The 26,244-nt window shown below is 71.0% G+C and carries 23 protein-coding genes; 11 read left to right on the forward strand and 12 right to left on the reverse strand.

Annotation, left to right across the window (positions count from 1 at the left end; all coding sequences use genetic code 11):
- Nucleotides 1-16: 16 nt before the first annotated feature.
- Nucleotides 17-2,008 carry a beta-galactosidase gene (locus AB0C25_RS32135; protein WP_357378251.1) on the reverse strand — a complete coding sequence of 664 codons (1,992 nt, stop codon included), beginning with the start codon at nt 2,006-2,008 and terminating at the stop codon, nt 17-19.
- Nucleotides 2,009-2,288: 280 nt separating this feature from the next.
- Here AB0C25_RS32135 and AB0C25_RS32140 point away from each other — a divergent pair, with 280 nt between their 5' ends.
- The 7 genes from AB0C25_RS32140 (at nt 2,289) to AB0C25_RS32170 (ending at nt 10,003) form a co-directional block, all read left to right on the forward strand.
- Nucleotides 2,289-3,617 (forward strand): ABC transporter substrate-binding protein, encoded by a 1,329-nt coding sequence (locus AB0C25_RS32140; protein WP_357378253.1) that lies wholly within the window; start codon nt 2,289-2,291, stop codon nt 3,615-3,617.
- Between the two features lie 21 nt (nt 3,618-3,638).
- On the forward strand, nt 3,639-4,595 hold the full coding sequence (locus AB0C25_RS32145) for a sugar ABC transporter permease (RefSeq protein WP_357378255.1): 957 nt from the start codon (nt 3,639-3,641) through the stop codon (nt 4,593-4,595).
- Nucleotides 4,592-5,473: a carbohydrate ABC transporter permease gene (locus AB0C25_RS32150; protein WP_357378257.1), complete on the forward strand. Its 882-nt coding sequence runs from the start codon at nt 4,592-4,594 to the stop codon at nt 5,471-5,473. Before AB0C25_RS32145 ends, AB0C25_RS32150 begins: the two co-directional genes overlap by 4 nt.
- A complete protein-coding gene (locus AB0C25_RS32155) occupies nt 5,470-7,677 on the forward strand; it encodes an alpha-galactosidase (RefSeq protein WP_357378259.1) in 2,208 nt (735 codons plus the stop codon). The genes AB0C25_RS32150 and AB0C25_RS32155 overlap by 4 nt, the downstream gene beginning before the upstream one ends.
- 93 nt (nt 7,678-7,770) lie before the next feature.
- Nucleotides 7,771-8,172, forward strand: coding sequence for a YciI family protein (locus tag AB0C25_RS32160; protein ID WP_357378261.1), 402 nt, complete (start codon nt 7,771-7,773; stop codon nt 8,170-8,172).
- Between the two features lie 6 nt (nt 8,173-8,178).
- The gene (locus AB0C25_RS32165) at nt 8,179-9,438 is read left to right on the forward strand and encodes a sigma-70 family RNA polymerase sigma factor (protein ID WP_357378381.1); all 1,260 of its coding nucleotides are present in this window, start codon (nt 8,179-8,181) and stop codon (nt 9,436-9,438) included.
- A gap of 244 nt (nt 9,439-9,682) precedes the next feature.
- Complete coding sequence (locus AB0C25_RS32170) at nt 9,683-10,003, forward strand: multidrug efflux SMR transporter (protein ID WP_234581628.1); 321 nt, start codon at nt 9,683-9,685, stop codon at nt 10,001-10,003.
- Nucleotides 10,004-10,087: 84 nt separating this feature from the next.
- On the opposite strand, the gene AB0C25_RS32175 is transcribed toward AB0C25_RS32170, so the two are convergent.
- Nucleotides 10,088-11,464, reverse strand: coding sequence for a cellulase family glycosylhydrolase (locus AB0C25_RS32175; protein ID WP_357378264.1), 1,377 nt, complete (start codon nt 11,462-11,464; stop codon nt 10,088-10,090).
- A 378-nt stretch (nt 11,465-11,842) separates the two neighbouring features.
- Between AB0C25_RS32175 and AB0C25_RS32180 the strand changes: the two genes are divergently transcribed.
- Both AB0C25_RS32180 and AB0C25_RS32185 read left to right on the forward strand, forming a co-directional pair.
- Entirely contained in the window at nt 11,843-12,805 is a 963-nt protein-coding gene (locus AB0C25_RS32180; RefSeq protein ID WP_357378266.1) for a TIGR03557 family F420-dependent LLM class oxidoreductase, read from the forward strand.
- A gap of 5 nt (nt 12,806-12,810) precedes the next feature.
- A complete protein-coding gene (locus tag AB0C25_RS32185) occupies nt 12,811-13,224 on the forward strand; it encodes an alpha/beta hydrolase (RefSeq protein ID WP_357378268.1) in 414 nt (137 codons plus the stop codon).
- A 166-nt stretch (nt 13,225-13,390) separates the two neighbouring features.
- Here AB0C25_RS32185 and AB0C25_RS32190 read toward each other — a convergent pair whose 3' ends face one another.
- From AB0C25_RS32190 to AB0C25_RS32235, 10 genes are all read right to left on the reverse strand, one after another.
- A complete protein-coding gene (locus tag AB0C25_RS32190) occupies nt 13,391-14,482 on the reverse strand; it encodes a hypothetical protein (protein WP_357378270.1) in 1,092 nt (363 codons plus the stop codon).
- Nucleotides 14,483-14,513: 31 nt separating this feature from the next.
- The gene (locus AB0C25_RS32195; RefSeq protein ID WP_357378272.1) at nt 14,514-15,335 is read right to left on the reverse strand and encodes an endonuclease/exonuclease/phosphatase family protein; all 822 of its coding nucleotides are present in this window, start codon (nt 15,333-15,335) and stop codon (nt 14,514-14,516) included.
- A 7-nt stretch (nt 15,336-15,342) separates the two neighbouring features.
- Nucleotides 15,343-16,833, reverse strand: coding sequence for a phosphatase PAP2 family protein (locus tag AB0C25_RS32200; protein ID WP_357378274.1), 1,491 nt, complete (start codon nt 16,831-16,833; stop codon nt 15,343-15,345).
- A 71-nt stretch (nt 16,834-16,904) separates the two neighbouring features.
- Nucleotides 16,905-17,906 carry a YihY/virulence factor BrkB family protein gene (locus AB0C25_RS32205; protein ID WP_357378276.1) on the reverse strand — a complete coding sequence of 334 codons (1,002 nt, stop codon included), beginning with the start codon at nt 17,904-17,906 and terminating at the stop codon, nt 16,905-16,907.
- Entirely contained in the window at nt 17,899-18,903 is a 1,005-nt protein-coding gene (locus tag AB0C25_RS32210) for a diacylglycerol kinase family protein (protein ID WP_357378278.1), read from the reverse strand. The genes AB0C25_RS32205 and AB0C25_RS32210 overlap by 8 nt, the downstream gene beginning before the upstream one ends.
- Before the next feature lie 94 nt (nt 18,904-18,997).
- Nucleotides 18,998-19,576, reverse strand: coding sequence for a Clp protease N-terminal domain-containing protein (locus AB0C25_RS32215; protein WP_357378383.1), 579 nt, complete (start codon nt 19,574-19,576; stop codon nt 18,998-19,000).
- Entirely contained in the window at nt 19,576-19,812 is a 237-nt protein-coding gene (locus AB0C25_RS32220) for an HTH domain-containing protein (RefSeq protein ID WP_007457155.1), read from the reverse strand. Before AB0C25_RS32220 ends, AB0C25_RS32215 begins: the two co-directional genes overlap by 1 nt.
- A 61-nt stretch (nt 19,813-19,873) precedes the next feature.
- On the reverse strand, nt 19,874-20,686 hold the full coding sequence (locus AB0C25_RS32225; protein ID WP_357378280.1) for a type II CAAX endopeptidase family protein: 813 nt from the start codon (nt 20,684-20,686) through the stop codon (nt 19,874-19,876).
- Between the two features lie 124 nt (nt 20,687-20,810).
- Nucleotides 20,811-21,458: a response regulator transcription factor gene (locus AB0C25_RS32230; protein WP_357378282.1), complete on the reverse strand. Its 648-nt coding sequence runs from the start codon at nt 21,456-21,458 to the stop codon at nt 20,811-20,813.
- Nucleotides 21,449-22,708, reverse strand: coding sequence for a histidine kinase (locus AB0C25_RS32235; protein WP_357378284.1), 1,260 nt, complete (start codon nt 22,706-22,708; stop codon nt 21,449-21,451). The genes AB0C25_RS32230 and AB0C25_RS32235 overlap by 10 nt, the downstream gene beginning before the upstream one ends.
- 217 nt (nt 22,709-22,925) lie before the next feature.
- On the opposite strand from AB0C25_RS32235, the gene AB0C25_RS32240 reads away from it, so the two are divergent.
- A complete protein-coding gene (locus tag AB0C25_RS32240; RefSeq protein WP_357378286.1) occupies nt 22,926-23,786 on the forward strand; it encodes a universal stress protein in 861 nt (286 codons plus the stop codon).
- Nucleotides 23,787-23,845: 59 nt separating this feature from the next.
- Nucleotides 23,846-26,239, forward strand: a complete 2,394-nt coding sequence (locus AB0C25_RS32245; protein ID WP_357378288.1) for a phosphoketolase family protein — start codon at nt 23,846-23,848, stop codon at nt 26,237-26,239.
- Nucleotides 26,240-26,244: the final 5 nt, after the last annotated feature.

A 26,244-nucleotide genomic window follows, 5' to 3' on the forward strand; every position in this document is an offset into this window, starting at 1 on the left:
TGAACTGTCGTCAGAGTCAGGTCCGATCCTCACGGACGACCGCCACCGCACCGGCCGGCAGCGTCAGCTCACCGGAGCACCGTTCGCCGGTCAACAGCTCGACGCCGGTCGCCGGGAGCCGGGTCTCCGCCTCGGTGTGGTTGAGGACGAACAGCCACGTGCGTTCCCCGTCGCGCCGGCGTACCACCTCCACCCCGGGCGGCGCCGTCGCCGCCGGGCGCACGCCGGCCTCGTCGACGAGCCGGGCGACCAGCCGGTCGGTGGCCGCGTCGTCCAACCGGGTGCCGACGTACCAGGCAGCGCCGTCGCCGACCCGGTGCCGGGTCAGCGCCGGCACACCCGGCAAGGGCCCATCGGTGTACGAGGCGAGCACCTCCGCGCCGTCCGGGTGCAGCCACTCGGTCCACACGTCGGCGGTGCTGCCGTCGTCGAGGCGGACCTGCTCGCCCTCGCGCAGCGGAAAGAACTCCTCGGTCCGTACGCCGAGCAGCTCCCGGAACGCGCCGGGGTAGCCGCCGAGGCGGATGTGGTCGTTCTCGTCGACGATGCCGCTGAAGTAGGTGACCGCCGCCGTGCCGCCGTCCTCGACAAAGCGGTGCAGTGCCGCGACGTCGGCGTCCCGGACCAGGTAGAGGGTGGGCACCAGCACCAGCCGGTAGCCGCTGAGGTCGGCCGAGGGGTGGATGATGTCGGCGGTCACGCCGGCCCGCCAGAGGGACCGGTAGAGGGCGGTCAGTCGGTCGTCGTAGGTGACGTCGGCGCTGGGGTGGGAATCCAGCTCGACTCCCCACCAGGCCTCCCAGTCGAACAGGATGGCGACGTCGGCGTCCACCCGACTTCCGCGTACCTCGGCGAGGGCCTTGAGGTCGGCGCCGAGTTGGCAGACCTCGCGGAACACCTTGGTGTCGGGGCCGGCGTGCGGCACCAGCGCGGAGTGGAACTTCTCGGCGCCGGCCCGGGACGCGCGCCACTGGAAGAACAGCACGCCGTCGGCACCGCGGGCGACGTGCGCCAGACTGTTGCGGCGTAGTTGACCGGGCAGCTTGGCCACGTTGCGCGGCTGCCATTGGACGGCGCTCGTGGAGTGCTCCATCAGCAGCCACGGGTCACCGCCGGCGACGCCCCGGGTGTGGTCGGCGGCGAGCGACAGACCGAGGTGCGCCTGCGGGTCGGCGGCGGTCAGGTAGTGGTCGTTGGACACCAGGTCCACATCGTCGGCCCAGGACTGGTAGTCCATGTGCTTGACGCCCATGCCGATCATGAAGTTGGTGGTGATCGGCTGGCGGACCAGGGTCTTGAGCACCTCGCGTTCGGCGCGTAGTTGGGCGCGCAGTTCGTCGGAGGAGAAGCGCAGGAAGTCCAGCTGCTGGGTGGGGTTGGCGAAGGCAGTCACCGTGCGCGGCGGGTTGATCTCGGCCCAGTCGCCGTAGTGCTGACTCCAGAACGCGGTGCCCCACGCGTCGTTGAGCCGCGCCAGGTCGCCGTAGCGCTCCCGCAGCCAGCCACGGAACGCCTCCGCGCTGACGTCGCAGTAGCAGTGCGCGTTGTGGCAGCCCAGCTCGTTGGAGACGTGCCACATCACCACGGCGGGGTGCTCGGCGTACCGGCCGGCGACCGCCCGCACCAACTCCAGTGATCGTTCGCGGAAGGTGGGCGAGCTGGGGCAGTACGCCTGCCGGCCGCCCGGCCAGAGGATCGTGCCGTCGTCGCGGCGGGGCAACGTCTCCGGGTACGCCCTGGCCAGCCACGGTGGCGGGCTGGCGGTGGCGGTGGCCAGGTCCACCTGGATCCCGCCACTGTGCAGGAGGTCCAGCGCCCGGTCCAGCCAACCGAACTCGTAGCGGCCCGGAGTGGGCTCCAGCAGTGCCCAGGAGAAGATGCCGACGGAGACCAGGTTGACCCCGGCTCGGCGCATCAACTCGACGTCCTCGGACCAGGTCTCCTCGGGCCACTGCTCGGGGTTGTAGTCGCCGCCGAAAGAGATGCCGTTCTCGTGCCATTGCCGCATGGGAGCTGAGGGTGCACCCCGCACGGCGCGGAAGTCAACAGGTTCCAACATCGATTCACTTTCCAACGTTTACCGCGTTACGGCCATATCACAACTGGGTTATCGAAGGTGAACTGCCCTCTTGACAGCGCCTGACTGAGGGGTAACTTGAGGCCCCAATGGCCGTTCGTGTTGACCAATGTGGATTCTCGGTGGATCCCGATGGGCGAACGTGTCGCCGCTCCTCTACCCCACCTCTGACGGCCCACCTCATCGCACCTCTTCACCGCAGGAGGCACAGATGTCCCGTCCCCGCTCCCACGCCGAGTACCTCGCTCGGCTCGTACCGCCCTCCGTCGCCGGCATCAACCGACGCTCCCTGCTGGCCGGCGCGGCCGGCACGGGTGCACTGCTCGGCACCGGCCTCCTCGCCGGCTGCGGCGACGACTCCGGCTCCGGCGGATCCAGCAAGGACGTGTCGCTCGGCTCCAACCAGTCCGACCCGAAGCCGAAAGAGGTCCTCGTCAAGGTCACCGACGGGTTCAAGACCGCGTCCGGCGTCCAGGTCGCGGTGAACACCGTCGACCACAACACGTTCCAGGAGAACATCAACAACTACCTGCAGGGCAAGCCGGACGACGTCTTCACCTGGTTCGCCGGCTACCGGATGCGCTTCTTCGCCCAGAAGGGCCTGGCCGGCGACGTCAGCGACGTGTGGGGCAAGATCTCCGGCTACTCCGACGCCTTCAAGAAGGCGTCCACCGGCGACGACGGCAAGCAGTACTTCGTGCCCGCGTCCTACTACCCCTGGGCGGTGTTCTACCGCAAGTCGGTCTGGCAGCAGCACGGCTACCAGGTGCCCACCACCCTGGACCAGTTCACCGCGCTCGGCGAGCAGATGAAGAAGGACGGCCTGACCCCCATCGCCTTCGCCGACAAGGACGGCTGGCCCGCGATGGGCACCTTCGACATCCTCAACCTGCGCATCAACGGCTACCAGTTCCACGTCGACCTGATGGCCGGCAAGGAGGCCTGGACCTCCGACAAGGTCAAGAAGGTGTTCGACACCTGGGCCGGCCTGCTCCCCCTGCACCAGCCGGACAGCCTCGGCCGCACCTGGCAGGAGGCCGCACAGTCGTTGCAGCAGAAGAAGAGCGGCATGTACCTGCTCGGTCTCTTCGTCGGCCAGCAGTTCAGCAACGAGGAGCAGAGCGACCTCGACTTCTTCACCTTCCCCGAGATCGACCCGTCGATCGGCGCCAAGGCCCTCGACGCGCCCATCGACGGCTACATGATGGCCCGCAGGCCCAAGAACGAGGACAACGCCCGCAAGCTGATGGAGTACTTCGGCGGCAAGACCGCCGGGGACATCACAGTCAAGAGCGACCCGACCACCCTGGTCGCCAACACCAGTGCGGACACCAGCGGCTACACGGCGTTGCAGAAGAAGGCCGCCGAACTGGTCGGGTCGGCCACCGAGATCGCGCAGTTCCTGGATCGGGACACCCGACCGGACTTCGCGTCCACCGTGATGATCCCGGCGATCCAGCAGTTCATCAAGAACCCCAGGGACATTGGCGGGCTCACCTCGTCCATCGAGAACCAGAAGAAGTCGATCTTCACTGACTGACGGCGGAAGGGGAAGGACATCGTGTCCGACCTGCCCCTGATCCAAGCGGATCGCGCCGTGCCGCCGCCGGCCTCGACCACCTCCACGGGTGGTCGTCGCCGGCGGCTACGGCTCCTGTCCCGCACCGACCGCGTGGTCATCACGCTGATGGTGCTCGTCCCCCTGCTGCTCGTCACCGGGTTGGTCTGGTTACCGGCCGCGGCCACCGTGCTGCTGTCCGGCACCAACTGGGACGGCATCGGCCCACTGAACGAGATCGAGTTCGTCGGCGCGCGCAACTACAGCGACGTGGTGAACATCTACCCGCCGTTCGTGCCGGCGATCCAGCACAACCTGCTCTGGCTGGCCGCCCTGTTCGTGGTCGCCACCCCGTTCGGCATGTTCCTGGCCGTCCTGCTGGACAAGGAGCTGCGCGGCAGCCGCTTCTACCAGACCGCGCTCTACCTGCCGGTGGTGCTCTCGCTGGCGCTCATCGGCTTCGTCTGGCAGCTGCTCTACTCCCGCGACCAGGGCCTGATCAACGCGGTCTTCGGCAGCAGCATCGACTGGTACGGCGACTCGAGCGTCAACATCTGGGCGGTGATGATCGCCTCCGGGTGGCGGCACGTCGGCTACATCATGCTGCTCTACCTGGCCGGCCTGAAGGGCGTCGATCCCTCGTTGCGGGAGGCGGCGGCCGTCGACGGGGCCTCGGAGAGCCGGGCGTTCTTCCGGGTCGTGTTCCCGGTCATGCGGCCCATCAACATCATCGTGCTGGTGGTGACGGTGATCGAGTCGCTGCGCGCGTTCGACCTGGTCTGGGTGGTCAACAAGGGCCGCAACGGGCTGGAGCTGATCTCCGCGCTGGTCACCCAGAACGTGGTGGGTGAGGCGAGCCGGATCGGGTTCGGCTCGGCACTGGCCACGATCATGCTGGTCGTCTCGCTCGTCTTCATCACCATCTACCTGGCGACCGTGATGAGGGAGAACCGGGAATGAGCGTGGACACTCCGGTTCGTCGGCGCAAGCTGACCCCGCTGCGGCTGCTGCTGCACGGCTTCCTCATCGCCGTCTCGCTGGCCTGGCTCTTTCCGATCGCCTGGGCGGTGCTGACGTCGCTACGCTCGTACGACTACACCGCCGCCAACGGTTACGTGTCGTTCGGCGGCTGGACCCTCGACAACTACGTCACCGCCTGGCGGACGGCGGAGTTCGGTCAGCACTTCCTCAACTCGGTGTACATCACCGTGCCGGCGGTGCTGCTCACCCTCTTCCTCGCCTCCTGCGTGGCGTTCGTCATCGCCCGGTTCAGCTGGAAGCTCAACCTCGTCCTGCTGGGGATCTTCACCGCGGCCAACCTGCTGCCCCAGCAGGCGCTGCTCATCCCGCTGTTCCGGCTGTTCACCGAGGTGCCACTACCGGAGTTCATGAGCGACTCGGAGCTGCTCTACGACAGTTACTGGGGCCTGATCCTGATCAACGTCGCCTTCCAGTGTGGATTCTGCGTCTTCGTGCTCAGCAACTACATGAAGGCGCTGCCCCGCGACCTGTACGAGGCGGCGATGGTCGACGGGGCCAGCATCTGGCGGCAGTACTGGCAGGTCACCATGCCACTGTGCCGGCCGGCACTGGCGGCGCTGGCGACCCTGGAGGTGACCTGGATCTACAACGAGTTCTTCTGGGCCACCGTCCTCATGCGTACCGGTGACAAGTTTCCCGTCACCAGCTCGCTCAACAATCTGCGCGGCGAGTTCTTCACCGACAACAACCTGGTCTCGGCGGGCAGCGTGCTCGTCGCGATCCCCACCCTGGTGATCTTCTTCATGCTCCAGCGGCACTTCGTCCGGGGCCTGACCTTGGGGGCCTCCAAAGGATGACCATCCTGCACCTGCGCCGCGCGCGGACCAGCCTGGTGCTCGACGCGCGCGGTCCGGGACTGCCCCGGATCGTGCACTGGGGCGGCGACGTCGGCGACCTCGACGACGACGCCCTGCGCCACCTCGCCGAGGCGACGGTGCCGCCGGTGGTGCCGAGCAGCTTCGACGAGCCGCCCGTGCTGTCGCTGCTGCCGGAGGCGAGCGCGGGGTGGGGTGGGCGGCCGGGGCTGGCCGGGCACCGCGACGGACGAGACTGGTCCACCTCCTTCCGCCTCGACGGGTGGGACGTGCGGGACATCGGCACCGACCCCGGCCACCCGGCTGCGGGCGGCGAGGCGGTGGGCGTACTCCCGGGCGACGGTGGGCGCGGCGGGCCCGGCGCGGCGCTGTTGACCGTGCGGGCGTCGGACCCGACCGCGGGGCTGACCCTGACCAGCGAGATCACCCTGGACCCGCACGGCCTGCTGACCGTTCGCCATCGGCTGCGCAACGACGGCGACACGGCGTACGAGCTGCGCGAGCTGACGCCGGTGCTGCCGGTGCCGGCGGTCGCCACCGAGTTGCTCGACCTGACCGGCCGGTGGTGCCGGGAACGGTCGCCGCAGCGGCACCCGTGGCCGCACGGCGCCTGGGTCCGCGAGGGTCGGCACGGACGGACCGGGCACGACGCCACGCTGCTGCTGGTGGCGGGCACCGCCGGGTTCGGCTTCGGCCACGGCGAGGTGTGGGCGGTGCACACCGCGTGGAGCGGCGACCACGTCACCGTCGCCGAACGCCGACCCACCGGCGAGTCGACCCTCGGCGGCGGTGAGCTGCTGGCCCCCGGCGAGATCCGGCTCGGCCCCGGCGAGTCGTACGACACTCCCCTGCTCTACGCGGTCTGGTCCGATGTCGGGCTGGACGGGCTCAGCGACGTACTCCACTCGCACCTGCGGGCCCGGCCCGGACACCCGCGCTCCCCCCGACCGGTGACCCTCAACGTCTGGGAGGCGGTCTACTTCGACCACGACCTGGACCGGCTGCGGGCGCTCGCCGACCGGGCCGCGCAGATCGGCGTGGAGCGGTTCGTGCTCGACGACGGTTGGTTCCGCGGCCGGCGCGACGACACCGCCGGCCTCGGTGACTGGTACGTCGACGAGGGCGTCTGGCCCGACGGCCTGCAACCGTTGATCGACCACGTGACCGGCCGGGGCCTTCAGTTCGGTCTGTGGGTCGAGCCGGAGATGGTCAACCCGGACTCCGACCTGTTCCGCGCGCACCCGGACTGGCTGCTGGCCGTGCCGGGCCGGCTCCCACCGGCGTGGCGCAACCAGCAGGCGCTCGACCTGGGCCGCCCGGAGACCTACGCCTACCTGCTGGAACGCCTCGACACGCTACTCGCCGACCATCCCGGCATCAGCTACCTCAAGTGGGACCAGAACCGGGACCTCACCGAGGCCGGGCACCACGGCCGCCCCGGCGTGCACGGGCAGACCCTGGCGGTCTACCGGCTGCTCGACGAGGTGCGCCGCCGGCATCCCGGCGTGGAGATCGAGAGCTGCTCGTCCGGCGGGGCACGGGTGGACCTGGCCATCCTGGCCCGCACCGACCGGGTCTGGGCCAGCGACTGCAACGACTCCCTGGAACGGCTCAGCATCCAGCGCTGGACCGGGTTGCTGCTGCCACCGGAGCTGATCGGCACGCACATCGGCCCGCACCGCTCGCACACCACCAACCGCGTCCACGACCTGGGTTTCCGGGCGGCGACCGCGCTGTTCGGCCACCACGGCATCGAGTGGGACATCGCCTCGATCAGCGCCGCCGAACAGACCGAACTGGCCGCCTGGGTGGCGCTGCACAAGCGGCTGCGCCCGCTGCTGCACGCCGGGCGGGTGGTCCGGGTCGACCACCCGGACCCGGCCGTCTGGGCACACGGCGTGGTCGCTCACGACAACACCCGGGCGGTGTACGCGGTGGCGCGCCTGAGCACCTCGGTGACGCAGACTCCGGGCGCGGTCCGACTGCCCGGCCTGGACCCGGGGCGGCGTTACCGGGTGCGGCAGGTGGCGGGCGTGCCGACCCCGGCGACCATCGAGCGGACCGCGCCGGCCTGGCTGGCGAGCGGTGTCACCCTCAGCGGGGCGGCACTGGCCCGGGTGGGGGTGCAACTGCCGGCCCTGCACCCGGAGCAGAGCCTGGTGCTGGAGGTGGACGCGGTCGGCTAGAAATTTCTCCGTCGGAGTGTCGATAACGGTGGTGCCTGCTTCTACCCCAGGGTGAGAGCACCGACGACGGTGCCCAGGCGTGAGGAGCCAACAATGAAGTACATGCTGCTGATGCAGTTCAGCGCCGCGGGGACCGACTTCCCGGGCATCGACACCTGGACGCAGGACGAGGTCCGGGCGCACATCGCGTTCATGGGCGAGGTCAACAGCAAACTCACCGCCGCCGGGGAGTGGGTGGACGCGCAGGGCCTCGGCGGGCCGCAGCAGGCCCGGATCGTGCGCGCCGGCGACGGCGGAGCACCGGTGGTCACCGAGGGGCCGTTCGCCGAGACGAAGGAGTTCCTCGCCGGCTACTGGATCGTCGACTGCGACAGCCCGGAACGGGCGGTGGAACTGGCCGCGCACATCTCCACCGCACCCGGCCCCGGCGGCCAGCCGCTGAACATGCCGATCGAGGTGCACCCGGTGATGTCCGCCCCACCTCAGGAGCTGTGACGGCTGATCACCGATGCCCGCACCGAGGACCTGCTGCGCGAGTTGGCGCCGCAGGTCCTCGGCGTGCTCGCCCGCCGTTTCGGTGACTTCGCCACCGCCGAGGACGCGGTGCAGGAGGCGTTGCTGGCCGCCGCCACCCAGTGGCCGACCGAGGGGTTGCCGGCGAACCCGCGCGGCTGGCTGATCCAGGTCGGCTATCGCCGGATGATCGAGCTGGTCCGCGGTGAGCAGGCCCGACGCCGCCGGGAGGACCTGGTCGCTCGCCGCGACCCGGACGACCGGCAGTACGCACCGGCCGCGGACGAGGAGTTGACCGCCGAGCGCGACGACACCCTGGTCCTGCTGATGCTCTGCTGCCATCCGGCGCTCGCCCCGACATCGGCCGTGGCGCTGACCCTGCGCGCCGTCGGCGGGCTGAGCACCGCCGAGATCGCCCGCGCGTTCCTGGTGCCCGAGGCGACGATGGCGCAACGGATCAGCCGGGCCAAGCAGCGCATCCGCGCGTCCGGGCTGCCGTTCCGGATGCCGGACGAGGCGGAGCGCGCCGACCGGCTCACCAGCGTCCGGCAGGTGCTCTACCTGGTCTTCACCGAGGGACACACCAGCACCACCGGCCCGGACCTGCGCCGGGTCGACCTCGCGGTGGAGGCGATCCGGCTGACCCGCGCACTGCACACGCTGCTGCCCGACGACAGCGAGTCGACCGGGCTGCTGGCGTTGATGCTGCTCACCGAGGCACGCGGTCCGGCGCGGACCGGACCCTCCGGTGAGCTGATCTCACTGGCCGACCAGGACCGGAGCCGCTGGGACGCGGCGGCGATCGCCGAGGGCGTCGCCCTGGTCACCCATGCGCTACCGCGTGGGCCGGTCGGCCCGTACCAGGTGCAGGCCGCCATCGCCGCCCTGCACGACGAGGCGCCGAGCACGTCGCAGACCGACTGGCCGCAGATCCTGGCGCTCTATGAGGTGCTGGAACGGCTCGTCGGCAGCCCGGTGGTGGCGCTCAACCGGGCCGTGGCGACCGCCATGGTGCACGGACCGGCGGCCGGACTGGCCGCTCTCGACGCGCTGGCCGACGACCCCCGACTGACCGGGCACCACCGGCTGCCCGCCGCCCTCGCCCACCTGCACGAGATGGCCGGCGACCGGGAGCGGGCGATGGCGGGCTACCGCGCCGCCGCCGCGCGCACGAGCAGCCTGCCCGAACAGCGCTATCTGCAGATGCGGGCAGCCCGACTAGCCGCCGAGCCCGTCGATCTCCCGTGACCCGGCGCGTCCACCAAGCCCGACGCGGCGCCGTCCACCAAGCCCGAGTTGGCTAGATCTTGGACACTTTCCGTTAGCGCGGAACGGAAAGTGTCCAAGATCTAGCCGGCCAGCCCTCACCGGGCGGCCGTCTTGCCGGTTGGTCGGCTGGTCGGGGACACCGCCGGCACTAACCTCAGCAGCGGCGCGTTCATCGAGCATCAGCAGCGACGCGTTCATCGAGCATCGAACACCAGGGAGCCGTATGGCGTACGTGCTGCTGGGGATCGCCATCCTCGCCGAGGTTCTGGCGACCAGCCTGATCAAGAGCACCGCCGGGTTCAGCCGCCTCTGGCCGACGCTTGGTTGCCTCACCGGGTACGCGCTGGCGTTCCTCCTGCTGGCCCAGGCCGTGAAGGAGATACCGGTCGGCGTCGCGTACGCCCTCTGGTCGGGTCTGGGCACCGCGGCGATCGTGGCGATCGGCGCGGTGTTCCTGGGCGAGTCGGTCGGGCTGGTCAAGCTCGCCGGCATCGCTCTGATCATCGCGGGGGTGGTCATCGTGAACCTGACCGGGGAGCACTGACCGCAGCCCGGCGCGGTGGCCGGGCGCGGTGCGGACCCGGCCGCGGTGGCCGGGCGCGGTGCGGGCCCGGCCACCTGGCTTCGGTCAGCCTGCCGTGCAGCTCACCTCCGGCGTGGGGTTGCTGCCGGTCCAACTGCCGAGGAAGCCGAAGCTGGCGCTGGCACCGGCAGTCAGCCGGCCGTTGTAGTCCGTGTTGCGCGCGGTCACCGTGGATCCGCTGCTGGTCACCGTCGCGTTCCAGGACTGGGTGACGCTCTGGCCGTTGGCGTACGTCCACCGGGTGGTCCAGCCCGTGACCCCGCCGGTGCCGGCGGTCACCCGCACCTCGGCCTGGAAGCCGCCCTGCCACTGGTTGGTCACCGTGTACGTTGCCGTGCAACCACCGACCGGCGGGGGCGTGGTGGGTGGCGGCGTCGTCGGCGGAGGCGTCGTCGGCGGGGGCGTCGTCGGCGGGGGCGTGGTCGGCGGCGGGGTGCCGCCGAAGACGCTTGCCTCCCGGGCGGTCTGCCGGATGCCGTTGGGGCCGTTGAAGAGCCGCTGACCCCAGGTGGTCAGGCTGGCCGGGTTGAAGTTGGTGGCGAGGTCGAGATATTCCACCCCACCGCCGTTGCCACTCCACGACCAGCCCAACCAGCCGATCCCGTTGGCCTGGCTGTACGCGAGGATGGTGTCCTCGTCCGGGTCCCCGTCGGAGTGGTTGAAACCGAACTCACCGACCACGATCGGCAGGCCGGCGGCACGGAACCGACCCAGATAGTCGCTGATCTCCGCGGCGGTGTCGAAGACCCCGTACATGTGGATGGAGAAGACGGTGTTGCGGGCCGGGTCGGCGGCGAACACCGACGCGGCGTTGTCCCGCATGGTGAAGGACCAGTCCTGACCCCAGTTCGGCGCGTCCACCATGATCGTGTGGGTCAGTCCGCCGGTCCGCAGGCGCTTGATCGCGTTGGCGTTGTCGGTGGTCCAGGAGCCGTAGTTCTGGTTGCCGTACGGCTCGTTGCCGATGTTGACGATGACGTATCTTTCCTGGCCGACGAGGACGTCGGCGAGGCTGAGCCAGTAGTCGACGGCCCGGTCCAGGGTGATTGCCCCGCTCTGCTCGCCGTACCCGGTGGTGTCGTGCACCTCGAGCACGCAGATCAGCCGGTTGGCCTTGCACGTCGAGATGACGTTGGCGACGTCGGCGTTGGTGTTGCGGGTCCACCGGTCCCCGTTGGAGAGCACGACCCGCACGGTGTTCGCGCCGAGCGCCTTGACGTCGGCGAAGGAGTTGGTCTGCTGCGGATACCAGGTGTGCGCGTGGTTGACACCCCGCATGACGAATTCGGTGCCGTTGGCGTCGTACAACCTGCCGTTCGCGACGGAGAAACCGGCCGCGGCGTGCGCCGGCTGGCCGAACGCCAGCACGGCGACGAGCAACGCGAGCAGGGCCGCGCCGGCGGCGGTGAGTCGAGTCTTCATGGTCTTCCTCAGGGAGGACCCCCGGTGCCCGACAGGGGTGGGACGTGACAGGGGGAAGGCGGCTGCAGCCCGGCAGCCGCGCCCGACGCCCGGCGCGCACGGATCAGCGTATGGCGATGGATTGACCCTCGCAACCGGTTCAGTTGAGCGGCCCGCTCCCCGGACAGCCGCAACGGCCCACGCGAGCGCGGGCCGTCGCGGGGCGATCATCCCCACCACAGGATGTGCGCCACCTCCGGCTCTTAACCGGTTAAGAGCGACGGTAGGCAGGTCACCCGTCATCCGTCAAGCACTGCCATCTGAGAACCGGACGGGAGGGTTGACGGCGGCCGACCGGGGTATCCCGGGAACGATCAGCCAGTGAGAGGGGATACCAGGATGGTCAGCGTCGGCTACACCCTGATGGGCGAACAGGCCGGTCCCAAGCAGTTGGTCGACCACGCGGTCCGGGCCGAGGCGGCCGGCTTCGACCAGTTGGTGATGTCCGACCACTACTACCCCTGGCTGGACTCCCAGGGCCACTCTCCGTACGCCTGGTCGGTGCTCGGCGCGGTCGCCCACGCCACCTCCCGCGCCCAGCTGATGTCGTTCGTGACCTGCCCGATCCGCCGCTACCACCCGGCCGTGGTCGCGCAGAAGGCCAGCACGATCGGGGCACTCTCGGACGGCCGGTTCACCCTCGGCCTGGGCGCCGGAGAGAACCTGAACGAGCACGTGGTCGGTGGCTGGCCGCACGTGCAGCAGCGGCACGAGATGTTCGAGGAGGCGTTGCAGATCATCCGGCCGCTGCTCAACGGAGAGACGTTGACCTTCTCCGGCAACCACTTCGACGTGCCCGACGCCTACGTCTGGGACCGCCCGGAACGACCGGTGCCGATGGCCGTCGCCGCGTCCGGCCGGCAGTCCGCGACGTTGGCCGCGGAGTACGGCAACGGCATCATCTCCACCGAACCCGACCGGCACATCATCGAGATGTACGACGACGCCGGCGGCGCCGGCCAGCCCCGGTACGGGCAGGTGGCCATCTGCTACGGCCCCGACGAGGCCGAGTGCCGCAAGATCGTGCACGACCAGTTCCGCTGGTTCGGGATGGGTTGGAAGGTCAACGCCGACCTGCCCGGCCCGGAGTCCTTCGCCGCCGCCACCCAGTTCGTCCGGGAGGAGGACGTCGCCGAGGGCGTCCCCTGCGGGCCGAACATCGACGCGCACGTCGAGGCGTTCCGCAAGTTCATCGACGCCGGCTTCACCCACGTGGCGATCATCCAGGTCGGCGGAGAGACCCAGCCGATGTTCCTGGACTGGGCGCAGGAGCAGCTCCTGCCCCGGCTGCGGGAGTTGTGACGCCGGTGGGTGGCGGCCACTTCGGTCCGACCGAGCTGCGGCTCGCCATGGCCGCGCCCCGGTCGGCCGCCGGGTTGACGAGCGAGTGGCGGCTCGTCGACGGCCTGCGCACCCACACCCGGCGCAGTACGGACCCGGGGACCGGGACGCCGCGGGTCTTCGCGACCGTGTCGCACTCGGTGCGCAACCCGATCGAGCGGGACCTCGTCCGCGTCACCGCGCCGACCCTGGTCGTGACCGGTGATCGCGACCCGGTCGTACCGGCGCCCTGGCGCGACGAGGCGACCCGGCTCGTGCCGGACGCGAACCTGCTGGTGGTCCCCGGCGCCGCGCACAACGTGGTCACGACCGCCCCGACGCAGGTCGCGGACGGGATTCGCCGCCTGCTCGCCCCGCAACCCGCACTCTCGGACAGGTGACCCCATGCGCTTCGGCAACACGGAGATCCGCCCGCTCGGCGGTGGCCTCGGCTGCCTCCTGATGATCCTCTTCTCGATCGTCGCCTCGGTGGTGCTCACCGTCCTGCTCAACCTGGTGCTGTGAGGACGACCGCGACCGCGATCCGCCCACTCGGCGGTGGCCCGGTCAGCGGCGTAGGCCCAGGGCGCTGAGCACCTCGCGGGAGGCCAGCCGGGCCGGGTCGAGCACCGACCGGCGGGTCCACCGGGCCGCCGGCGCGACGGTCGCCCGCCAGGCCGCCCGGACCCCGTGCGCCACCGGCACGACCGTCACCGACCAGGCCCACCGGGCTCCCCGCAGCAACGGGCGCACGCCGTGCCGCCACATCCAGCGCAGCCCATGCCCGAGCGGGCGCAGCAGCAGGCGGTAGAACTGCCGCAGCACCCAGCCGGCCGCCCACCACGCACCGACCACCACGGCGACGAGTAGACGGCCGAACCCCAGGACAGCCCACCAGACCCCTCGGACCAACCCGACGAGCGCGGCGCGCATCGCCCCGGCGAGGGCGGCGACGCCCCGCCACAGCAGCCGTCCGGCGGGGGTGAGCGCAGCGCCCAGCCAGCGCAGCGGCCGCCGGACCAGATGCTCGGCGAGCCACACCAGCACGCGCCCCAGAGCGACGAGAGGCGGACGCAGCCCTCGGCGGGCAAACCAGACCAGCGGCGTCCAGAGCAGCGTGCGGACCAGCCAGGCGATGCCGTACGCCAGCCAGACCAGCGGCTGCCAGAGCACCGTGCGGACGGCCCAGGCGATGCCGTACGCCAGCCAGACCAGCGGCTGCCAGAGCAGCGTGCGGGCCACCCACGTGAGGCCCCGCCCCAACCAGACCAGCGGGAGCCAGACGAGGACCCGAGCCGCCCAGCGCGCCGGAACCCAGAGCAGGTTACGGGCGCACCAGACCAGCGGCAGCCAGAGAAGTCGGTGCAGCGCCCAGGACAGTGGAGACAACAACCAGCGGCCCAGGAACCGCCCGACGGGGGTGAGCAGACTCCGGTACGCCAGCCGGCCGGCAGCCGCGATCAGCTCCCAGAGCAGGCGTACCGGAAGCACCACGACCAACGCCACACCTCGCGCGACGGCCGCGACGAGCGGGAGCGCGACGGCGGCCGGTGCTGCCGGGTCCACGGCGGACGGTGCCGGACGCGCCGCCGTCGGTGCGGCGGGGTGCCCACTCGGCGGGTCGGACAGCGGCGAGCGGGCCGGCAGGGGGTCGGTCACGCTGGGCACGGTAACCGGCCCGCGCCACGCCTCAGCCGGCGGTTTCGGCCGGATCGAGGTCGAGTGTGGTGAGCAGCGGATAGTGGTCCGAGGCGGTGTCCGCCGTCCCGCCCCGGACGACCCGGCACTCCCGCGTCCGCTGCGCCACCTCGTGGGTGCCGAGCAGGTAGTCCAGTCGCATCCCGGCGAACTCGGCCCCACCGAAGCGGGTGGGGACGGTCCGGCCCTCGGCCTCGGCCGTTCCGGCGTTGACCGACGGCCAGAGGTCGACCAGGTCGGCGGCGAGCAACCCGGCGATTGCGCGGGTGTCGACGTCGCCACCGCGCCGGCGCAGGTGCCGCCGCCGGTAGAGGGTCGGCATCCCGGCCAGTCGCTCGGTGTGGTCCACGCTCGGGTCGAGCGCGTTGAGGTCACCGGTGACGAGCGTCAACGGACCCGGGGCACGTCGCACCGCCCGGACCAGCCAGTCGGCCTCCATCCGCCGCCGTCCCCCGGAGTACGGGTAGAGGTGGGCGCCGAGCACGGTGAGCGGGCCGGCGGCGGTCGCCACCACGACACGGGCGGCGGCGTGGTGGAACGGCCGGCGCACTGCCCCCGCGTCGACGGTCCGGTACGGGGGCCGGACCAGCACCGCCACCGGCTGCCCGAGACAGGACCGGGCCAGGTACGGCGTCATGCCCACCCGACCCGCCACGGTGGCCATCAGCCCGTCGCGGTCGAAGCCGCGCAGCTCCTGCAGGGCCAGCACGTCCGGTGCCTGCTCGTCGATGACCTGGACCACCTGATCCAGCCGGTCGGCGCCGCCGCGATCCCGGCCGCCGGTGCGGATGTTCCAGGTCATCAACCGCAGCACGGTGGCGTCAGTCGGCTCTGCCGGCGCGCGCCAGCTCGTCGTCGAGAGTGTCCACGTCCTCCGACTCGATGCTCGGTTGGTTGCCTTCCTTCAGGTCGGCGTTCGGGCGGATGACGAGGTAGAGCAGCCCGATCCAGAGCGCGGAGAGCAGGATCGCGCCCATGAAGTCGGTCGGGTGGTGCATGCCCCGGTACATCCGGGAGGTGGCGACCCCGACCGGCATGATCACGGCCAGCGCCACCAAGATCCAACGCCACCACCTGTCGGTACGCGGGAACACGATGACCGTGATGGCCAGCCAGACGCAGATGGTGGCCGCGATGTGCCCCGACGGGAACGACGAGGTGGGCATCTGCCCGTCGAGGTTCTCCACCGCCGGGCGCGGCCGGTCGACGGCGCGGGCCGAGGCGAGGAACAGGGTCAGCTCACCCACCATGGCCAGCGCCAGGAAGAGCACCGGACGCCAGCGCCGCCAGACCGCCAGGATCAGCGGGCAGAACACCAGCGAGATGATCAGGATCGCGTGGGTGTCGCCGAACTTGCTCCACCACCAACTCACGTCGGTCAACACGTCGGTGTGCCGCTCGGCGAACCACCGCGGCACGTCGGTGTCGAGGGTGTCGAAGAGGGTGCCCTTGGCGTGGTAGCTGACGTACGTGCCGAAGCTGTAGAGCGCCCCGAACACGAGCACCCAGCCCACCAGCAGCTCGGCCACCGCCGAGCGGGGGTGCGCCAGCACGTGCTCCTCCGCCGGGGCGGGAGCGATGTCGTGCCCGGCCTCGGGCTCCAGGCCCTCGCTCAGCGGCGGTACCGGCCGCCCGCGCTCGCGCCGCCACAGCCGGAAGGCGTACGCGGTGACGCCCAGCCAGGCCGCGCCGAGCAGCCAGCCGGCCAGCACGTCGGAGACGTAGTGCACGCCCAACGCGATCCGGGTCAGGCCGATCACCGCCACCAGCAGGCTGAAGCCGACGATCGCGGGCTTGCGCCAGCGCGGCGCCATGGCCGGCAGGAACACCAGCAGCAGAGCCCCGTACGCGACGATCGAGCCCAGCGCGTGCCCGCTCGGGAAGCTGTTGCCCGGCGCGCTGGCGATCGGCACGTCCACCACGGGGCGGAGCCGACCGACAAGCGTCTTCAGCGACGGGTCGAGGATCAGGCCACCGATGCCGGTGACGATCAGGTAGACGGCCAGCCGTGGCTGTTTGCGAATGAGGAGCCCCACCACCGCGACGCTGACCAACCAGATGTAGATCGGTCGGCCACCCAGGTCGGTCACCGCCTGCAGGACGGTGACCAGGGCGTGGTGCGGGGCGACGAGCCCGTTGAACCACTCGGCGACGGCGTGGTCGCCGTCCTGCAACGGGCTCCACCGCACCCGGACGAGCAGCAACAGCAGCCCGAAGGCCACCCCGGCGCCGGTGACGGCCGCCAGACCCGCGATGCTCCGCTCGGCGAAGTGACCGATCGGACGTCGCGCCATCTCTCTGACCGCGGTCACCCCGCACCTCCTTGTTCGGCTCTGGCGGGGCCGCTTTACCCGATCCGCGTTCGTCGTACACGCCGGTGGTGCTAGAGCGCCGTCATGTCCCCGGTGTCGAGCAGCTCGGCACGGTCGGTGTCGGGTTCCCAGAGGTCGGGTTGGGCCGGCTCTCGCGCACCGATGCGCAGCGCCTCCAGTTGGGCGGCGAAGGCCAGCCCGCCGAAGAGCGCCATCCCGGTCAGGTTGGCCCAGAGCAGCAGCGCCATCATGCCGGTCAACGCGCCGTAGGTCTGCCCGAAGCCGTCACTGAACCGCACGTACGCGGCGAGCAGCAGGCTGGCCAGCCACCACAGGACCGTGGCGATGCCGGCACCGAAGAACAGCCAGGACAGGCCCGGCTGGTTGCGTCGTGGCGCGTGCCGGAACAGCACGGCGACGGCGAGGACCGTCAGGGCGAGGCTCAGGGGGAAGCGGACCACGTCCCAGATGCCGTGCGCGACCTCACCCCACTCGTAGTGCTTGCGCACCGAGTCGCCCATCGCGCCGCCACCGACCAGGATCAGGAAACCGGCGAGCGCGGGCAGGCCGGCGGTGACGGCAAGCACCGCGGCGCGGAGGTACTTCCGCAGTGCGGGGCGGTCCCGTTCGACGCCGTAGATCCGGTTGGCCCCGCGTTCGATCTGGGCCATCGTGGTGGTCAGCGCGAACAGACCGGTGAGCAGACCGAGGGTGAGTGCGAGCTCTCCCGCGTCCTCGACGCGTTCGCCCTCGCCCAGCAGCTCGGCGACCATCTGGGCGCTCTGGCCCGGGGTCAGCGCCAGGACGGTGTCGGCCACCACCTGACCGCCCTCCTCGACGCCCAGCTCGCTGATCAGGCCGGTGAGGGCGATCAGGAACGGCACCACGGCGAGGCAGAGTTGCAGTGCGAAGGCCCGCGAGTGGCTGAACCCGTCGCCGTAGCGGAACCGGATGAAGGCGTCTCGCAGGAGGTGCCACCCGCCCTGCCGGCTCAGCGTGTGCCAGGCGTCGTCGGCGGACAGCTCCTCGTCGGCCATCAGCCGGGTCTCCGGCACGATCCGGGTGCTACTCACGGCGCGCTTCCTCGATCAGCTGCTCGCCCCGCTCTCCGGCGCCCTGCGCGTCGACGGCCAGGTCGGGGGCGTCCTGGGGTTGGGGGACGCAGAGCCAGAGCGCCTCGGGCCGAACTTCCGCCTGTAGCCGCCGGCCCGGGGAGATGAGGTCGCCGTCCAGTTCCCTGGGCTGGGCCCGGTTGCTGCTGACCACCACGCGTTTGCCCCGGAACACCTCCATCCGCGGCACCTGGCCGCTGCGGCGAACCACCGCCCAGCCGAGCGCCAGCCAGTGCCGCAGGCTGCGCGGGGTGAGCACGGCGACGTCGAGCCAGCCGTCGTCCGGCTCGGCCTCGGTGAGCAGGGTCACCCCGCCCTGGAGGCGGCCGACGTTGGCGATCAGGACCGAGCGGGCCCGGCGGCGCACCGGCGGGCGGTCGTCGATGCGGATCTGCACCCGCATCGGCCGGTCCCGCAGGTGGCGGGCGGCGCCCATGACGTACGCCGGCCAGCCGATGCGGGCCTTGGTGGTCTCGTTGGTGGCCTCGAGCATCTGGGCGTCGAAGCCCATGCCGGCCATCACGGTGAAGTATTTGTCCTCGACGGCGCCGACGTCGAGCAGTCGGCGGCCCCGCTCGACGGCGACCTGCAACCCGGCGGCCAGGTCGGTGGAGAGACCGAGGTTGGCGGCGAGCAGGTTGCCGGTGCCCTGCGGCAGCACGGCGAGGGCCACGTCGGTGCCGACGAGCGCGCTGACGCAGGACATCACGGTGCCGTCGCCACCGCAGGCGAAGACCAGGTCGACGCCGGCCTTGACGGCCTGCTCGGCCTGACCGCGGCCGGGGTCGTCGACGGTGGTTTCGTACCACTGCGGCTCGGGCCAGCCCGCCGCCTTGAGCGCGTCGTTCACGGTACGGCGCAGCTCGTCGAGATCGTCGACCTTCACCGGGTTGACCACCACGGCGGAGCGCAGCCCGCCGTCGCCCCCCGAGGGCCGCCTGTCCTGTCCAGCATCCACGGGCGCCAGTGTGCAGCACCGGGGCACCTTCAGCGACCCAGCGGGGGGCTCGCGTCGAAAGTGCCACAGACACGTTTCAACGCGAGCACGCCCGTCAGGCCGCCGCCCGGAGCGCGCTCTCCACCCGGCGGCGCAGATCGTCGAGGTCGATGCCGGACTCGGTGAGCACCAGCGCGCCCAGCCCGTGCCCCTCCCGGAGCACCCCGAGCAGGATGTGCTCGGTGCCGATGTGCTTGTGGCGCAGGCGCAGCGCCTCGCGCAGGGACAACTCCAGCGCTTTCTTGGACCGGGCCGAGAACGGCCCACCGAGGTAGCGCCTGCGCCCCCACCGGCGGCGCGGCGCCGGCACGGCCTCGCGCAGCGCGTCCGGGCCGAAGGACTGCTCGATGCGGGCCACGATCGCGGCCAGGTCGATGCCGATCTCCCGCAGGGCCGCCGCGTCCGCGTCGCCGAGGCCGGTGCCCCCGCTGACGGTGTGTCGGCGGACGCGCTCGCGCAGGTCGTCGGCGCGTACGCCGGCGTCGGCGAGCACCCGGCTGGCCAGGCCGGCGTCGTCGGCGAGCAGGGCGAGCAGCAGGTGCTCGGTGCCGACCGGCCGTTGGCCCTCGGCCCGCGCCTCCTCCAGCGCCCGATGCACCACGCCGCGCGCCCGGTCGGTGAACCGTTCGAACATCACGCCTCCCAGGATGAGTTGACCGCCGGTCGCCCGGCGTGCTTCTTGTGCACCGCCTGCCGGCTGACCTCGAGCGCGTCGGCGATCTCCTGCCAGGACCAGCCCTGTCGACGGGCGTTGTCCACCTGGACCACCTCGAGCCGCTCGAGCAGCCGGCGCAGCGCGCGGACAGCGCGCAGCCCGACCCGGGGGTCGGTGCTGCCGGCTGCCGCCGCGAGTTCTGTCGCCTGACTCATACCGTCAACATACGTTGACACCGCACCTCGTGTCAACCCTGGTTGACGCGCCCCTGATCAGTCATAGTCGTTGATCGGCTCGCGGGCCTGGACCGGGCGCGTGAAAACCGGGATCCCTGGCTGGTGCCGGCGAACCACTCGACCCTCGACGGTTCGGCCGGAGGAGGAACGGGACGCACGCCGCTCCGACGAGACCCATCGCGATTGCGGTGTTGGCCATCCACAGCATGGATTCATCGGCGTTGGAGAAGCCGACGAGTATCCCGATGTTGACGCCCCAGTGCAGGACGGTGGACACGAGGACGCGTGCCCACCACGGGCGTCCGGTCGTGACGGCCGCCGCGGCGACGGACAGCCCGATGGCCGATACGACGAAGACGGAGTAGACCGCGAGCCCGGCGCCTGCCACGGGGAAATGGCCGAGCCCGAACAACAGGCCGGTGATGGCGGCGGCCGACAGCGTCGCCATGCGTGTTTCGAGGATGGGTTGCACGAAGCCCCGCCAGCCGACTTCCTCGCCGGCCGCGCCGAGGAACTGCGCGAACAGGATCAGTGCCAGTGGCGCGGGAAGCATCGAGGTGTGCGGCGACTGCCAGCGGTGCGGTTCGGCGATCGCCAGAAGCCAGAGGACCAGGGTGACCATCAGCGCCAGCCCGGCGGCGGCACAGAGTGGGGCGACAACGCCTCGCCTGGTCGTACGCGGGTAGGGCAGGCGGCCTCGCCAGACGGCGTACGCGACGAGGGCGCCGACGGCGGTGGAGAACTGGGCGAGCACCAGTATGGTCGGATCGAGCCCAGTTGCCCCCTGCACCAGCGCGAGTACCGGCGAGGCTGCGGCCGACACCGCGAGGAACGCGACGACAACCGTCGTCACGCGGGCCCCACCCGCTCCGGTCGGAGGAGAAGTCTTCGTCATGTGTCCAGCCTCGGACAGGCGGCGGCTGCGAACACTGGAGCTGGACCTCCGACTGGGGTGCAGCTTCCTCCACCAAGCAGGCTCAGCGTTCGTTGAGATACGCGAGTACCGCCAGGACCCGCCGGTTGTCGTCGAGACTCGGGTGCAGACCGAGCTTCGCGAACACGTTCGAGATGTGTTTGGTCGTCGCGCTCTCGCTGATGTGCATCTCGTAGCCGATCGCCGTGTTCGAGCGGCCCTGCGCCATGAGGTCGAGGACCTGCCGCTCGCGTTCCGTGAGTGTGCCGACGGGCCCGCCTCGTTCGACCCGGTTGATGAGCGCGCTGATGACCGTGGGGTCGAGTACGGTGCCGCCGACGGCGACCTGGTCGAGGGCGTCCATGAACTGGCGAGGATGGGACACCCGGTCCTTCAACAGGTAGCCGATCGCACCGGCTTGGTCGGCGAGGAGTTCACGCACGTACAACTGCTCGACGTACTGCGAGAACAGCAGGACCGGCAGCGCCGGTTGGACCCGTCGCGCCGCCAGCACGGCGCGCAGCCCCTCGTCGGTGTGCGACGGGGGCAGGCGGATGTCGACGATCGCGACGTCGGCGCGCCAGTCGCCGAGCACCCGACTCAGCTCGGGTCCGGTACCCACCTGCTCGACCACCTCATGACCGACGGCCTCGAGCAGGCTGACCAGGCCCACACGCAGCATTGTCTGGTCTTCTGCGACGACTACGCGCACGGCACCTCCAGTGCGATCTCCGTCGGGCCGCCCACCGGGCTCCGGATGGTGAGAGTGCCGTCGAAGGCGGCCAGGCGTCGGCGCGTACCGTCGAGCCCGCTGCCGGGGACGACCACCGCGCCCCCCTTGCCGTCATCCCGCACCTCGATGCGGAGGCGATCCTCACCGATGTCCGCCGTCACCACGAGGTGAGCCGCGCCGGAGTGCTTCGCGGCGTTGGTCAGCAGTTCGCGGGTGGCGAAGTACGCCGCAGCCTCGAGCGACGAGTCCAGCCGTACGGGTAGCCGTATCCGCGTGGTCACCGGCAGTGCCGACTCGATGGCCATCGCCTCGATCGCCGCGCCCAGGCCGCGGTCGGCGAGGACGGGCGGGTGGATCCCGCGCATGAGGTCGCGCAGCTCACCGAGGGCGTTCGAGGAGTCGTCGCGCGCCTGCGCGATGAGGGCGAGCGCGGCGTCGGTGTCGCTGGCCATGAGGGTCTCGGCAAAGCCCAGCTTCATGCCGATCGCCACGAGTTGGGCCTGAGCACCGTCGTGCACGTCCCGTTCGAGGCGGCGAAGTTGCGCGGCCGCGTCGTCGCGGACCTCTTCGCGGCTGGCCGAGAGGACGGAGACCCGCGCTTGCAGATCGACCAGGTGGCTGCCGATCAGCACGGACGACCAGCGGGCCTGCACCCGCAACCACCAGGATCCGCTGAGCAGGCCGATGACGACCAGGGCGCAGCCGAGGACGGCGGCGTACGGCACCGTGCTGGCCGTCGTGACTGGGATGAACACGTACCATTCGGTTGGTTCCAGCCGGAGGCCGAGGTAGAGGATCGGCATGGCCACGCACCCGTACAGACCCCAGCCGACGAGCCCGAGTGGTGCGATCAGCACGAGCACAGTGCTGGTGAACGGGTCGACAACCGCCCACCGCGTCAGACGCCAGAAGGCGCGGTCGTTGACGAGTCGCCAGCATTGACGCGCCTGGGCAACGAATCCGGACGCGGCGGGGTCCGGCAGGCTCGGCACCGCGACGTCGATGCCGGCGAGACGCTGATCCGTCCGGCGCAGCCGCTCGGCCTGACGGTGCAGGACGCGTACGCAGCCGGGAAAGATCAATACACCGACACCCAGCGGGATGAGGCAGAAGGCCGTGACGGCGACGACCGTCATCGCCAGCACCGCGATCAGTTGGCCGGCGAGGACCAGTGACCCACGCAGCGCCGTCCACCGACCGGTGGGCCGGCCCTCCACTCCGTCTGACATTGTCTCGCCCCAATGATCAGCCTGCATCTCAGATCATGTCTGACTCGCCCCGGCACGCCGCATCCACTGAATGGCCATGCCGACGTGCACTTTCCCCCACCGCCGCCAGGCTGGCGTCGTCGAGAACCCACAACCGCCCCGCAACCGTGACCATCCGACTACCCTCGGCTAGAGACAGCGTGGTCGTGCCGGGCGCGACGCCCGGGAGGTGATATCGATGGCCGCACCCGCCGACGCAGCGGTGCTGGTCGCCATCGGCTCGGATCTCGACCTCCCGGTCGTCGAACAGGCCGCGCAGGAAGCCGCCGGACACGGCCGTGCCCTGCACGTGCTGCACACCTTCGACTGGCACGCGGCCTTCGCCGCGGACAGCGTCGCCGCACCCCGCGACCGGGCCGAGGAGCTGCTCACCCGGGCCGCACAACTCGCCCACCAGACCGAGCCCGGACTGACCGTGGGCAGCGAGATCGTCGAGAGCGCCCTGCTGGCCACCCTCATCCGCCGGTCGGAGACGGCCTTCCTGCTGGCGGTCGGCGACAGCGGGATGGCCGGCAGCGGCCAGTGCGTCCCGGCCGAGACGCCCGCCGTGCAGTTGGCCGCACGGGCCGGTTGCCCGCTGCTGGTGGCCCGCCGCGAACCGCCACCGCAGGGCCCGGTGCTGGTCGGGGTGGACGGCTCACCCAGCTCGCACCTCGCGCTGCAGTGGGCGGTGGAGTGCGCGTCCCGCCGGGACGCCCGGCTGCTCGCGCTGCGGGTGGCCGAGCAGGACGAGGACACCGACGCGGTCGCCGAGCAGCTCAACGAGGCGGTGGCCCGGCATACCGGCCGCAACGGTCCGGTGCCCACCGAGTGCCGTGTCGTCCGCGGCGATCCCGGTCAGGTGCTGATCGACACCTCCCGCACGTCGCAGCTGGCGGTGGTCGCCGCCCGCGGCGACGAACCGGGACGAGCGATGTTGGGCGCGGTCGCCCAGTCCCTGCTCTACCACTCCCCCGCACCGGTGGTCGTCGTCCGTGGTCTCAGCGAGACGCCGCTGACCGGTCCGGACGCCCGGCCGGCCCGCAACCAACGGCCCTGACCCGGGGCGTGCGCGGCGGCGAAGCCGACGCCCCACTCCTACCCGCGAGAGGCAGCCTGATGGACACCGCTCTCGACGTGCGAAGCGCCCTCACCGACGACGAACTGCGCCGGCTGGACGCCTACTGGCGCGCCGCGAACTACCTCACCGTCGGGCAGATCTACCTGCTGGGCAACCCGCTGCTGCGGGAGCCGCTCACCCCCGACGACATCAAGCCACGGCTGCTCGGGCACTGGGGCACCAGCCCCGGGCTCAACCTCATCTACGCCCATCTCAACCGGGTGATCGTGGCGCGTGACCTCGACGCCATGCTGGTCACCGGCCCCGGGCACGGTGGCCCGGCCATCGTGGCCAACACCTGGCTGGAGGGCACCTGGTCGGAGCGCTACCACGATGTGGCGCGCGACGAGGTCGGGATGGCCAAGCTGTTCCGCCAGTTCTCCTTCCCCGGCGGCATCCCCAGCCACGTCGCGGCGGACGTGCCGGGCTCCATCCACGAGGGCGGCGAGCTGGGGTACGCGCTCAGCCACGCCTACGGCGCGGCGTTCGACCACCCGGACCTGGTGGTGGCCTGCGTGATCGGCGACGGCGAGGCGGAGACCGGGCCACTGGCCGGCAGTTGGCTCTCCGACGTGTTCCTCAACCCGGCGCGCGACGGCGCGGTGCTGCCCATCCTGCACCTCAACGGCTACAAGATCGCCAACCCGACCGTGTTGGCCCGGATCCCCGAGGCCGATCTGCTCGACCTGATGCGCGGGTCGGGCTACCAGCCGTACGTGGTGGCCGGCGACGACCCGGTCGTGGTGCACCGCACGCTCGCCGCGACGATGGACCGGGTGCTGGACGAGATCGCCGAGATCCGGCGGCGGGCCCGTTCCGGCGGCGTCGTCGAGCGTCCCCGCTGGCCGATGATCATTCTGCGGACGCCGAAGGGTTGGACCGGCCCGCAGGAGGTGGACGGCGTCCAGGTGGAGGGCACGTACCGCGCCCACCAGGTGCCGCTGTCGGGGGTCCGCGACAACCCGGCCCACCTGGCCGAGTTGGAGCGGTGGCTGCGCGGCTACCGCCCCGAGGAGCTGTTCGACGCCACCGGCGCGCCGGTGGAGGAGCTGCGGACGCTGCCGCCGCGCGGGGACCGGCGGATGAGCGCCAACCCGGTCACCAACGGTGGCGTGGTGCTGCGCGACCTGGCCCTGCCCGACTTCCGCGACTACGGCGTGGACGTTCCCGAGCCGGGCCAGCCGATGGCCGGTGCGACGGGGGTGCTCGGCCCGTGGATCCGGGACGTCATCAGCGCCAACCCGGAGACGTTCCGACTGTTCGGCCCGGACGAGGTCGCCTCCAACCGGCTGGGCGCGGCGTTCGAGGTGACCGGACGGGCGTGGGTCGCCGCCACCGTTCCCGGCGACGACCACCTCTCCCCCGACGGCCGGGTCATGGAGGTGCTCTCCGAGCACCTCTGCCAGGGCTGGCTGGAGGGTTACCTCCTGACCGGCCGTCATGGTGTCTTCACCAGCTACGAGGCGTTCATCCACATCGTCGACTCGATGCTCAACCAGCACGCCAAGTGGCTGAAGGTGACCCGGGCCATCCCCTGGCGGCAGCCGATCGCCTCGCTGAACTACCTGCTGTCCAGCCACGTCTGGCGTCAGGACCACAACGGCTTCTCCCACCAGGACCCCGGCTTCATCGACCACGTGGTCAACAAGAAGGCCGAGGTGGTCCGGATCTACCTGCCGCCGGACGCCAACACCCTGCTCGCCACGATGGACCACTGTCTGCGCAGCCGGCACTACATAAACGTGGTGGTGGCCGGCAAGCAGCCGGCGCCGAACTGGCTGACGATGACCGAGGCGATCCAGCACACCCGACGCGGCCTGGGGATCTGGGAGTGGGCCAGCAACGACGGAGGCATCGAACCGGACGTGGTGCTGGCCTGCTGCGGGGACGTGCCCACCCTGGAGACGCTGGCCGCCGTCGAGCTGCTCCGCCAGCACCTCCCCGACCTACGGGTGAGACTGGTGAACGTGGTCGACCTGATGCGACTCCAGACGGACACCGAGCATCCGCACGGCCTGACCGACAACGAGTTCGACACCATCTTCACCCAGGACCGGCCGATCATCTTCGCGTACCACGGTTATCCCTGGTTGATCCACCGGCTGACCTACCGCCGCAACAACCACGAGAACCTGCACGTACGCGGCTACAAGGAGGAGGGCACCACCACCACCCCGTTCGACATGGTGATGCTCAACGACCTGGACCGCTTCCACCTGGTCATCGACGTCATCGACCGGGTACCCGGGCTGGCCGCCCGCGCCGCGCACCTGCGCCAGCGGATGGTCGACGCCCGGCAGGCCGCCCGCGACTACACCCGCCGCTACGGCGAGGACGACCCCGAGGTCGCCGAGTGGCGCTGGGTCCGCGAAACCGACCCGACGAACCCCTGAGGAGA

The sequence above is a fragment of the Micromonospora sp. NPDC048839 genome, assembly GCF_040649915.1.
Taxonomy (GTDB): domain Bacteria; phylum Actinomycetota; class Actinomycetes; order Mycobacteriales; family Micromonosporaceae; genus Micromonospora.